The organism is Adlercreutzia sp. DFI.6.23 (assembly GCF_024462535.1).
GTDB lineage: Bacteria > Actinomycetota > Coriobacteriia > Coriobacteriales > Eggerthellaceae > Adlercreutzia > Adlercreutzia rubneri.
Window position 1 is genome coordinate 1 of the sequence record NZ_JANGBP010000604.1, and the last position, 296, is coordinate 296.

1 pseudogene is annotated in these 296 nt (G+C 68.2%); it reads left to right on the forward strand.

Annotated elements, in window-relative coordinates:
• Positions 1 to 235: pseudogene (locus tag NE591_RS14740) on the forward strand (molecular chaperone TorD); the annotation flags it as partial.
• Positions 236 to 296 lie beyond the last annotated feature (61 nt).

Sequence of the window (296 nt, forward strand, 5' to 3'; positions counted from 1 at the left end):
GATCGAGGCCCTGGCCGCCTTCGTTCGCAACGATGCCGTGCTGCTCTCCGAGGCCGCCTGCTGGGCCGAGGAGGCGCGCGATGCCTGCGGCGAGACGATCCCCGGGGGTCTCGGCACTCTTCCGGGCAGCCCCGAAGCCGCCGCCTTCGCCGAGGTCTCCGACGCCCTGGCAGCCCTTGCCCGCCTGCGCCCCTTCGGCATAGAAGACCACGAGCTGGTGAGTATATCGGTCTAAAGAGCAGCCTCGTCGCTACAGCCAAAGCCCCGTGTTCCCCATCAGGTAGAGAGGGACGTTG